Here is a 10,584-nt window from a genome sequence, read left to right as displayed (position 1 = left end):
ATGCTCGTTGACCCGTTGACTGACACACCTACACTTATCGGCCATCACTCCCAAAGGAATAGCCCTGATGAAAGCCGTGCTGTGCAAAGCCTTCGGCCCTGCCGAATCGCTGGTGCTGGAAGACGTCGCCAGCCCTGTCGCGAAAAAGAACGAAATCCTGCTGGACGTGCACGCCGCCGGGGTCAACTTCCCGGACACGCTGATCATCGAGGGTAAGTACCAGTTCAAACCACCCTTCCCGTTCTCCCCGGGCGGAGAGGCCGCTGGCGTGGTCCGCGAAGTCGGCGAAAAGGTCAGTCATCTCAAGGTCGGCGACCGGGTCATGGCGCTGACCGGCTGGGGCAGCTTCGCCGAACAGGTTGCAGTGCCGGGCTATAACGTACTGCCGATTCCGCCGTCGATGGACTTCAACACCGCCGCTGCCTTCAGCATGACCTATGGCACCTCGATGCACGCGCTCAAGCAACGCGCCCATCTGCAACCGGGCGAAACCCTGCTGGTGCTCGGTGCCTCCGGCGGTGTCGGCCTCGCTGCCGTGGAGATCGGCAAAGCCATGGGCGCTCGCGTGATCGCCGCCGCCAGCAGCGCCGAGAAACTGGCAGTCGCCAAAGCGGCCGGCGCCGATGAACTGATCAACTACAGCGAAACCAGCCTCAAGGACGAAATCAAACGCCTCACCGACGGCCAGGGTGCCGACGTGATTTACGATCCGGTCGGTGGCGATCTGTTCGACCAGGCCATCCGCGCCATCGCCTGGAACGGCCGTCTGCTGGTGGTCGGTTTCGCCAGCGGGCGCATTCCCGAACTGCCAGTCAACCTTGCGCTGCTCAAAGGCGCGGCAGTGCTCGGGGTGTTCTGGGGCTCGTTCGCCCAACGCCAGCCACAGGACAACGCGGCGAACTTCCAGCAATTGTTCGGCTGGTTTGCCGAGGGCAAGTTGAAACCGCTGGTATCGCAGGTTTATCCGCTAAGCAATGCGACACAGGCGATCAATGATCTTGGCCAGCGCAAGGCTGTGGGCAAGGTAGTGGTGCAGGTGCGCTGACGCCTAGTTGCCGGGCGACTCTGCAATGTCGCCCGGCATCAGATGTTCCTGAACCTTCTGACTACGCGACTGGATCAACTGCCCCTTGTCATCAAAGCGCAGAACAATCAGCCAGTCGTAAACATCCACCGGCCATTTCGGCTGGCCGATCAGCGCTGGACCATCGCCGCCGAACGCTGCAATCAACTTATTGATGTGCCCGTGATGCCAGGCGATCAGCACTGTTTGCGCCTGATTACTCTTGCGCAACTGAGCGACCAGTTTGTCGTAGTCGCCATTGGTATAAGGTTGTTCGATCGGCAGTTGCAGGCGCTGGGACAATGGGATCAGTGTCTGCCGGGGCCGGATGCTTTCGGCACTGTCGGCGGTAGCGATCAGACGCTGCGGCGTGAGCGTCTGGCCATCCAGCTTCAAAGAGGCGAAATAGTCCGCGTAAGCTGCGGCGCGCTGTTCGCCACGAGCATTGAGCTCCCTGCCAACCTCAGGTTTTTCCGCATGACGCACGATCAACACCGTGACATTGCGCAACCCCGGTGCCGCAGAATCCTGGGCGTAACTCAGTGCCAGAACGGACACGGCGATTACGGCCGCTGCCAGCAATCTGGGCAGCAACATACGAAACTTCAGGGCCATCATTTATCTCGGTTGAATCAGTCGGAGTCGCTGATCAGGAGTCTATGACAGCCGACGTCTATCGCGACAAAAACGCCCTGTTCTTACAGCTGAGCGACAGGTTCGTAAAGGAACACGCGAATTCCACTATTTCCGCTGTTTGGTCAATGCGAACCGGTGCTATTTTCGGTAACGAAACTGTAACATTCGCATCCGCAGTCAAAACAAGAAATTTGGAGCTCTTGAATGTTTGCTTTCTTTCGTCCTGCCGCACATCAGGCTCCTTTGCCTGAAGAAAAAATAGACAGCACTTACCGACGCCTGCGCTGGCAGATCTTCGCCGGTATTTTCTTTGGCTACGCGGGTTATTACCTGCTGCGCAAAAACTTCTCCCTGGCCATGCCGTACCTGATCGACGAAGGCTACAGCCGCGGTGATCTGGGCCTGGCGATGTCGGCGATTGCAATCGCCTACGGCTTGTCGAAATTCCTCATGGGCCTGGTGTCCGACCGCTCCAACCCGCGTTACTTCCTGCCATTCGGCTTGCTGGTCTCGGCCGGCGTGATGTTCATTTTCGGTTTCGCGCCTTGGGCGACGTCCAGCGTGACCATGATGTTCATTCTGCTGTTCATCAACGGCTGGGCGCAGGGTATGGGCTGGCCGCCGAGCGGACGGACCATGGTGCACTGGTGGTCGCAGAAGGAACGCGGCGGCGTGGTGTCGGTGTGGAACGTGGCGCATAACGTCGGCGGCGGCCTGATCGGCCCGCTGTTCCTGATCGGCATGGGCCTGTTCAACGACTGGCACGCGGCGTTCTACGTACCGGCCGCTGTGGCACTGGGCGTGGCGGTGTTTGCCTTCATCACCATGCGCGACACCCCGCAATCGGTGGGCCTGCCGCCAATCGAGAAGTACAAGAACGACTACCCGGAAGGCTACGACGCCAGCCACGAAGACGAATTCAGCGCGAAAGAGATCTTCGTCAAATACGTGCTGCGCAACAAAATGCTCTGGTACATCGCCATGGCCAACGTCTTCGTCTACCTGCTGCGCTACGGCGTGCTGGACTGGGCACCGACTTACCTCAAGGAAGCCAAGGGTTTCACCGTGGATAAAACCTCGTGGGCCTATTTCTTCTACGAGTGGGCGGGGATTCCGGGCACGCTACTGTGCGGCTGGATGTCCGACAAGATCTTCCGTGGCAATCGTGGCCTGACCGGCATGGTGTTCATGGCGTTGGTGACCGTGGCGACCCTGGTTTACTGGCTGAACCCGGCCGGCAACCCGACCGTCGACATGATCGCGCTGTTCTCGATCGGTTTCCTGATCTACGGCCCGGTGATGCTGATCGGCCTGCAAGCGCTGGAACTGGCACCGAAGAAAGCCGCCGGTACGGCTGCGGGCTTTACCGGCCTGTTCGGTTATCTGGGTGGTTCGGTCGCGGCCAGCGCAGCGATGGGCTACACCGTGGACCACTTCGGCTGGGACGGTGGTTTTGTCCTGCTGGTGAGCGCTTGCCTGCTGTCGATGGCCTTCCTGGCCCCGACCCTGTGGCACAAGCAAGTCGCCAGTCAGAGCCGTGAAGCGGTCGCTTGATCGGCCTGTGATTTACAGCGCTTGAGTCGCGCCTCCAGATTTCGGTCTGGCATGGCGTGACTGCGCAGGGCGTGGGCGGTCTGCTCGACATAATCGCGAGTAGTGCCGTAACGCCCGCAAGCGCTCTCGAACACCTGGCTCAGCACGTGATCCGGCAGGTTGCCGGCATAGCTGGGCAGGTGTCGCTCCAGAACAAATCCCAACGCCTGTACCTGAGTGCCATCTTCGAGTCGGCAATTGAGCCAGTGTGGCCGATAGGACGGCACCGGCATCTCGCGTTTCCACAAGGCGTACAGCGCAGCGTCAAGATTGTCTTCCGGCAGCCGATAGGCGAAGCCGCTGCACGAACCGCCACGATCCAGACCGAATACCAGACCCGGCATTTCCGGCGTGCCGCGATGCTCGTGCGACCACAGGTACAAGCCGCGATGGTAGCCATGCACGCGCCCACGCACCCGCTCCACCGCCGAACATTCCGGGCGCCAGATCAGCGAACCGTAAGCGAACAGCCACACGGGACCGCCCTTGTGGCGCGCCATGGTCGACTGCATCGAGACGAGAAGTTGTTCGTGGGTCAACTGCGGCCCCAGATCGAGCCGCGGAGGGTAAGCCAGATTCACAAAAGCAGATTCAATGGCTGTCATGACGGAAGTGTTCGGCCCCGCAAGTATTACAAGATGTAAGCACAATTCGCCTGATAGAACATATAGCAGTAACTCTAAAACGAAAAGTGCTAAAGGATGTATGACATGCCCGACAGCGCTAATTCGGGATATTCAGCCCCGGCTATCAGTTTTATATAGCCTAATACCATTGCAGAAATATCTTAAATACCCGAATGAAATATGCATAAGCCTTCGCTTGTTCAGGTTTCGTTCATGAAGGCGCAGGAAACTTCCTACTAAAATATCGGACTTTCTTTCTTTTCCGTCGCTGAACGCCTACGTATAACGGCCTTCCTCTGGCGCAAGCCATCCCGTTAAACCGAGGCTGTACAATGAAAATCCCAAGACTGCTGAGTGCACTGCTGATGACTCAGGCCGGCCAGGCGTTGGCAGTGGAAGACACGCAAGACAAGGGCTTCTGGTATGCACAAACCAGTGTCTACACCCGACATTACTCGCCTGACCCTGACCACAATAATCATCAGGATTTGATCGGTATCGAACGCAACCAGGCTTCCGGCTGGGTATTTGGCGGAGCAACTTTTCGCAACTCGTTCCGCCAGCGTTCGAACTACGCCTATGTCGGCAAGCGCTATGACAGCAGCGAGTATCCGGTCTATCTGAAACTCACGGGAGGGCTGTTGCAGGGCTATCGCGGTGATTACAAGGACAAGATTCCGCTGAACCGCTACGGCGTTGCGCCGGTGATCATTCCGTCCGTCGGTACTCACTATGGCTCATTGGCCGCCGAGCTGGTGTTTCTCGGCGCCAATGCGGCGATGGTGACTACCGGCCTGCGTTTCTAGGAACGAGGCTCAAGAGCGCGGCTCAAGAGCGCGGCGCGTAGGCAAAGACGTCTGCGCGCATCTGATGCGCATCCATCCCCGCTTCGACCAAGGCGTCCAGCGTACCGTAGACCATGGCCGGCGAGCCGCTGGCATAGACATGCAAAGGTTTCAGATCGGGGAAGTCCTCACATACGGCTTCGTGCAGCATTCCGCAGCGCCCTTCCCAGCCGCACTGGTCGCTGACGACTTTGTGCAGAAACAGATTCGGCAACCTCAGCCATTCGTCCCAATGTTCGATCTGATAGAAGTCTTCCGGACGACGCACGCCCCAATACAGATGCACCGGGTGTTTGAAGCCGTTGGCGCGGCAATGCTCGATCAGGCTGTGGATCTGGCCCATGCCAGTACCCGCGGCGATCAGCACCAGCGGCCCGTCGGGCAATTCGGCCAGATGGGTGTCGCCGAACGGCAGTTCGACGCGCACCATCGCGTTGCGTTGCAACTGCTCAATCAAGCTCAACGCACTGGCTTCGCGCGCCAGCACGTGAATTTCCAGATCGCGCCCGCCGTGTGGGGCCGACGCCATGGAGAACGCCGACTTCTCGCCATTCTCGCGCTCGATCATCAAATACTGCCCGGCGTGATAACGCGGCGGCTTGCCGGCCGGCGCACGCAGGCGCACACGCCAGGTGTCGCCGCCGACGTCCCGGCATTCGATGACCTGACACGACAGGCTGCGCACCGGCAGTTCTCCCAACGCGAGCACGCCATCCCACAGCAGGATGCAGTCTTCCAGCGGCTCGGCTATGCAAGTGTAGAACTCGCCGTGGTCATGCACCTTTCCGGCCTGCTCGACGCGGCCTTCGACCAGCAGCGCCGCACACACATGACAATTGCCGTTGCGGCAGCTTTGCGGGCATTCGTAGCCCAGGCGCCGCGCACCATCAAGAATCCGCTCGCCGGGCCGTATCTCAAGCACCGCTCCGGAGGGCTGCAGGGTTACACGCATCAATCTATTCCTAACTGATTCCAGATGGCATCGATCCGTTGGGTGACGGCGTCGTCCTTGACGATCACGCGGCCCCACTCGCGAGTGGTTTCGCCCGGCCACTTGTGGGTGGCATCGAGGCCCATTTTCGAACCCAGGCCGGAAATCGGCGAGGCGAAGTCGAGGTAGTCGATCGGCGTGTTATCGATCATCACCGTGTCACGCTTGGGGTCCATGCGCGTGGTGATGGCCCAGATCACGTCGTTCCAGTCCCGGGCGTTGATGTCGTCGTCGGTGACGATAACGAACTTGGTGTACATGAACTGTCGCAAAAACGACCAGACACCGAGCATCACGCGCTTGGCATGCCCTGGATACGACTTCTTCATGGTCACGATGGCCATGCGGTACGAGCAGCCTTCCGGCGGCAGGTAGAAGTCGGTGATCTCCGGGAACTGCTTCTGCAGGATCGGCACGAACACTTCGTTGAGCGCCACACCGAGGATCGCCGGTTCATCCGGCGGACGGCCGGTGTAGGTGCTGTGGTAGATCGGCTTGATCCGGTGGGTGATGCGCTCGACAGTGAATACCGGAAAGCTGTCGACTTCGTTGTAGTAACCGGTGTGGTCGCCGTACGGGCCTTCGTCGGCCATTTCGCCCGGATGAATCACGCCTTCGAGGATGATCTCGGCGGTGGCCGGCACTTGCAGGTCGTTGCCTCGGCACTTGACCAGCTCGGTGCGGTTACCGCGCAGCAGGCCGGCGAAGGCATATTCGGAAAGGCTGTCCGGCACCGGGGTCACGGCGCCGAGAATAGTTGCCGGGTCCGCGCCAAGGGCCACGGACACCGGGAACGGTTGGCCGGGATGCTTCTCGCACCATTCGCGATAGTCCAGCGCGCCGCCACGGTGGCTGAGCCAGCGCATGATCACCTTGTTGCGGCCGATCACTTGCTGACGGTAGATGCCGAGGTTCTGGCGTTCCTTGTTCGGGCCTTTGGTGACGGTCAGCCCCCAGGTGATCAGCGGACCGACGTCGCCAGGCCAGCAGGTCTGCACTGGCAGCATCGCCAGGTCGACGTCGTCGCCTTCGATGACCACTTCCTGGCACACCGCGTCTTTGACGACTTTTGGCGCCATCGAGATGATCTTGCGGAAGATCGGCAGTTTCGACCACGCGTCTTTCAAGCCCTTCGGCGGCTCCGGCTCCTTGAGGAAAGCCAGCAGCTTGCCGATTTCGCGCAGCTCGCTGACCGACTCGGCGCCCATGCCCATCGCGACCCGCTCGGGGGTGCCGAACAGGTTGCCGAGCACCGGAATGTCGTAACCGGTCGGTTTTTCGAACAGCAGCGCCGGGCCCTTGGCCCGTAGCGTGCGGTCGCACACCTCGGTCATTTCCAGCACCGGCGAGACGGGAATCTGGATGCGTTTCAACTCTCCGCGCTGCTCAAGCTGCTGCACGAAATCCCGAAGATCCTTGAATTTCATTGACGATGGCACCCTCAAAATAGGCATACATCCTACCTGCTCTGACGGGCAAACAGCAGCCCGTCAGCGCCCGGCATCGCTCAATTGTGGCTCACACCCAGCAGCAACGGCGCAAACAGCGGGCTCAGTCGGGCGCTGCCGGCGTCCGACAGGTGATCTTCGTCCCGGTACTGCGAATGACCGTTGACCTCGATGCTGCAGACGCCGCCCGCACACATCATCGGTGTCGGATCAATCACATGCACACCCGGATCGGCAGCGCTCATGGACTCGAACAAGCCGCTGATGAAATGCTGCCGCGCCAGATGTTCCTCAAGAGGACGCCCGAGACCTTCGGCCGAACGACCGATCCGTGCAAGGCTGGTCAGGCGATTGATGATGCCTTTGCGTTGCAGCGGCACTTCCTTGAACAGCCAGACTTGCACACCCGCCTCTCTCAGCGCTGCCACTCGCGCCTTGAGCGCCACAGCCATACGCTGTTCGGCCTGGGCGGTATCGTCAGCGGGATTGAGCAGAACCTTTTTGTCGCCGTCTTCGCGGCCATACATGTACAGACTCCAGTTGGACGCCAGCACCACATCCTTGATCCCCAGGCTGCGCACGCGCTCCATGGTCTGCTCGTTGAAATCCTTGCAGCGTTGGCGCGGATCATCACTGAGAATCGGCGGGCAGGCGCTCATGCTATACAGCCAGACCGGGCGCCCTTCGCGACGGGCATTGCTCTCGATGGCCGGAAGCAACGCGGCGGTGTGGCTGTCGCCCCAGATCAGTTGAGTGGCCGGGACATCTTCATTGCCACCGACCAGACAGGCCTTGTCCAGCGATTTGTCCTGGGTGACCAACATGCATTTCATCTGCCCGGCCCGCCATTCACGGGACTGTGCGTATTCCAGTGCCTTGCCGGTCAGACGCTGAGGTACACCATCGGCCGAACGGATTGCCGACCCTGTCGCCACCAACACAGCGATGGTCGCCACCGCACCGGCCAACACTGCATTGCGCGAAGCCAGCAGGCGCTTTTCCCGGAACGGCAACTCGACATAGCGCAGGCTCAGCCACGCAAGGCCCAACGCCAGAGCGATCCAGCCGATGGCCTCCACAGGCTGAATGCCGTCGATCGAAATGGCATTGGCGTAGACATAGACCGGCCAGTGCCACAGGTAAAGCGAGTAAGAGAGCAAACCGACCCAGACCAGCACGCGCAGACTCAACAGTCGCGCCGTCCAGCTCGCACCTTGTGCACCCGACCAGATCAGCGCCGTCGTCCCCAACACCGGCAGCAGGGCCGCCCAGCCAGGGAATACGGTGGACTTGTCAAAAGTGAACACCGCGAACAGCACGGCTGTCAGCCCGGCGAGACCGACAATCTGGTACAGCCACGGCCGCACGGGCTGTTTCGGCGCCGGCGTCACCGCGAGCATTGCGCCGCACAACAGCTCCCAGGCCCGGGTTGGCAGCGAGAAGAAGGTGAATTCCGGCTTGTGTTCGATGTAGTGAATGTTCAAGCCGAACGACACCAGCAGTACCGCAAACAGCATCCAGCGCCAATGACGTACATAACGGACCAGCAAGGCCATCAGCAACGGGAAGAAAATGTAGTACTGCTCTTCCACCGCCAGCGACCAGGTGTGCAGCAGCGGTTTCAGGTCTGAAGCCGGCTGGAAGTAGCCGTCTTCGCGCATGAACAGAATGTTGGAGATGAACAGCGACTGATAGCGCACCGTTCGTCCCAGTTCGGAATAGTCTTTTGCTGTCAGCAACAACCAGCCCAACGCCAGCGTGACTACCATGACCACTGTCAGTGCCGGAATGATGCGCCGGGCCCGACGGGCCCAGAAATCAATGAAGCTGAAACGCTGCGCGCTGATTTCCCGAAACAGAATACCGGTGATCAGGAAACCGGAAATGACGAAGAACACGTCAACGCCGACAAAACCGCCGCTGAATGTACTGAATCCGAAATGAAAAAGTACAACGGGAATAACCGCCAGAGCCCGTAATCCGTCGATATCACGGCGATTGCCAAACGTGTGCATGAAAACCCTTTCCAGTTCTGGATACATCGTCCAAGGAGAGGGCGCAACTTACCAGCCGGGAAAATTTCAATCTAGATACAAATACACCAGTGCAAAAAAAAGCGCCCTTTCGGGCGCTCCTTTTTAAACGTGTTTCGTATTACTTGCGCTTCATCGACAAGAAGAACTCGTCGTTGGTCTTGGTCGTTTTCAGCTTGTCGACCAGGAACTCGATGGCAGCCACTTCGTCCATCGGGTGCAGCAGCTTGCGCAGAATCCACATGCGCTGCAGTTCGTCGTCGGCGGTCAGCAACTCTTCGCGGCGGGTGCCGGAACGGTTGATGTTGATGGCCGGGAAGACGCGCTTCTCGGCGATCTTGCGATCCAGAGGCAGCTCCATGTTGCCGGTACCCTTGAACTCTTCGTAGATCACTTCGTCCATCTTCGAGCCGGTTTCAACCAGCGCGGTGGCGATAATGGTCAGCGAGCCGCCTTCTTCGATGTTACGCGCAGCACCGAAGAAACGCTTTGGCTTCTCCAGGGCGTGGGCATCGACACCACCGGTCAGTACCTTGCCGGAGCTCGGGATCACGGTGTTGTAGGCACGGGCCAGACGGGTAATGGAGTCGAGCAGGATCACCACGTCTTTCTTGTGTTCGACCAGGCGTTTGGCCTTCTCGATCACCATTTCGGCAACCTGTACGTGACGGGTCGGCGGCTCGTCAAAGGTCGAGGCAACCACTTCGCCGCGCACGGTGCGCTGCATTTCGGTTACTTCTTCCGGACGCTCGTCGATCAGCAGCACGATCAGATGAACTTCAGGGTTGTTACGGGCGATGTTCGCTGCGATGTTTTGCAGCATGATCGTTTTACCGGCTTTCGGCGGTGCCACGATCAGACCACGCTGGCCTTTGCCAATCGGGGCGCACAGGTCGATCACGCGACCGGTCAAGTCTTCGGTGGAACCGTTACCGGCTTCCATCTTCATGCGCACGGTCGGGAACAGCGGAGTCAGGTTCTCGAAGAGAATCTTGTTTTTCGCGTTCTCCGGACGATCGAAGTTGATCGTGTCGACCTTGAGCAGGGCGAAATACCGCTCGCCTTCCTTCGGAGGGCGGATCTTGCCAACGATGGTGTCACCGGTGCGCAAGTTGAAACGGCGGATCTGGCTTGGCGAAACGTAGATATCGTCAGGGCCGGCCAGGTAGGAAGCGTCAGCGGAGCGCAGGAAGCCGAAGCCGTCCTGGAGAATCTCCAGCACGCCATCACCGGAGATTTCCTCGCCGCTTTTAGCGTGCTTTTTCAGCAGGGGGGCAAACAAACCGAAAATCGGCGGGGGACTAACCCGGGGTCGGGAGAGCACACCGCGGGACACCACGCACACCACG

The 10,584-nt window shown here is 59.6% G+C and carries 9 protein-coding genes; 3 read left to right on the top strand and 6 right to left on the bottom strand.

What is annotated here, in order from left to right:
* Nucleotides 1-67: 67 nt before the first annotated feature.
* A complete protein-coding gene (locus ACIOWE_RS05630; RefSeq protein WP_401388391.1) occupies nt 68-1,045 on the top strand; it encodes an NADPH:quinone oxidoreductase family protein in 978 nt (325 codons plus the stop codon).
* A 3-nt stretch (nt 1,046-1,048) separates the two neighbouring features.
* Here the strand turns inward: ACIOWE_RS05630 and ACIOWE_RS05625 are convergent, their stop codons facing one another.
* The gene (locus tag ACIOWE_RS05625; protein ID WP_401388388.1) at nt 1,049-1,678 is read right to left on the bottom strand and encodes a flagellar basal body-associated protein FliL; all 630 of its coding nucleotides are present in this window, start codon (nt 1,676-1,678) and stop codon (nt 1,049-1,051) included.
* A gap of 225 nt (nt 1,679-1,903) precedes the next feature.
* Here ACIOWE_RS05625 and glpT point away from each other — a divergent pair, with 225 nt between their 5' ends.
* Nucleotides 1,904-3,253: a glycerol-3-phosphate transporter gene (glpT, locus tag ACIOWE_RS05620; protein ID WP_401388385.1), complete on the top strand. Its 1,350-nt coding sequence runs from the start codon at nt 1,904-1,906 to the stop codon at nt 3,251-3,253.
* Here the strand turns inward: glpT and ACIOWE_RS05615 are convergent.
* The gene (locus ACIOWE_RS05615) at nt 3,229-3,897 is read right to left on the bottom strand and encodes a gamma-glutamylcyclotransferase (protein WP_401388382.1); all 669 of its coding nucleotides are present in this window, start codon (nt 3,895-3,897) and stop codon (nt 3,229-3,231) included. The genes glpT and ACIOWE_RS05615 overlap by 25 nt on opposite strands.
* Before the next feature lie 353 nt (nt 3,898-4,250).
* Here ACIOWE_RS05615 and ACIOWE_RS05610 point away from each other — a divergent pair, with 353 nt between their 5' ends.
* The gene (locus tag ACIOWE_RS05610; RefSeq protein ID WP_401388380.1) at nt 4,251-4,724 is read left to right on the top strand and encodes a sn-glycerol-3-phosphate transporter; all 474 of its coding nucleotides are present in this window, start codon (nt 4,251-4,253) and stop codon (nt 4,722-4,724) included.
* 22 nt (nt 4,725-4,746) lie between these two features.
* Here ACIOWE_RS05610 and ACIOWE_RS05605 read toward each other — a convergent pair whose 3' ends face one another.
* From ACIOWE_RS05605 to rho, 4 genes are all read right to left on the bottom strand, one after another.
* The gene (locus ACIOWE_RS05605) at nt 4,747-5,715 is read right to left on the bottom strand and encodes a CDP-6-deoxy-delta-3,4-glucoseen reductase (protein WP_401388377.1); all 969 of its coding nucleotides are present in this window, start codon (nt 5,713-5,715) and stop codon (nt 4,747-4,749) included.
* Nucleotides 5,715-7,181 (bottom strand): 4-hydroxy-3-polyprenylbenzoate decarboxylase, encoded by a 1,467-nt coding sequence (gene ubiD / locus ACIOWE_RS05600; protein ID WP_034151998.1) that lies wholly within the window; start codon nt 7,179-7,181, stop codon nt 5,715-5,717. Before ubiD ends, ACIOWE_RS05605 begins: the two co-directional genes overlap by 1 nt.
* 80 nt (nt 7,182-7,261) lie before the next feature.
* Nucleotides 7,262-9,217, bottom strand: a complete 1,956-nt coding sequence (locus ACIOWE_RS05595) for an acyltransferase family protein (RefSeq protein WP_401388374.1) — start codon at nt 9,215-9,217, stop codon at nt 7,262-7,264.
* A gap of 139 nt (nt 9,218-9,356) precedes the next feature.
* Nucleotides 9,357-10,584 (bottom strand): transcription termination factor Rho (rho, locus tag ACIOWE_RS05590; RefSeq protein WP_401388371.1); only part of this gene is annotated, 1,228 nt, incomplete at its 5' end.

This window comes from Pseudomonas sp. NPDC087598 (assembly GCF_044743525.1).
Taxonomy (GTDB): domain Bacteria; phylum Pseudomonadota; class Gammaproteobacteria; order Pseudomonadales; family Pseudomonadaceae; genus Aquipseudomonas.
Note: the sequence above shows the minus strand (reverse complement) of the source record. Positions and strands in the feature narration are given on the sequence as shown.

Coding starts and splice junctions, on each gene's coding strand:
- ACIOWE_RS05630 (WP_401388391.1), top strand. CDS start 68: ATGAAAGCCGTGCTGTGCAAAGCCTTCGGCCCTGCCGAATCGCTGGTG.
- ACIOWE_RS05625 (WP_401388388.1), bottom strand. CDS start 1,678: ATGGCCCTGAAGTTTCGTATGTTGCTGCCCAGATTGCTGGCAGCGGCC.
- glpT (WP_401388385.1), top strand. CDS start 1,904: ATGTTTGCTTTCTTTCGTCCTGCCGCACATCAGGCTCCTTTGCCTGAA.
- ACIOWE_RS05615 (WP_401388382.1), bottom strand. CDS start 3,897: ATGACAGCCATTGAATCTGCTTTTGTGAATCTGGCTTACCCTCCGCGG.
- ACIOWE_RS05610 (WP_401388380.1), top strand. CDS start 4,251: ATGAAAATCCCAAGACTGCTGAGTGCACTGCTGATGACTCAGGCCGGC.
- ACIOWE_RS05605 (WP_401388377.1), bottom strand. CDS start 5,715: ATGCGTGTAACCCTGCAGCCCTCCGGAGCGGTGCTTGAGATACGGCCC.
- ubiD (WP_034151998.1), bottom strand. CDS start 7,181: ATGAAATTCAAGGATCTTCGGGATTTCGTGCAGCAGCTTGAGCAGCGC.
- ACIOWE_RS05595 (WP_401388374.1), bottom strand. CDS start 9,217: ATGCACACGTTTGGCAATCGCCGTGATATCGACGGATTACGGGCTCTG.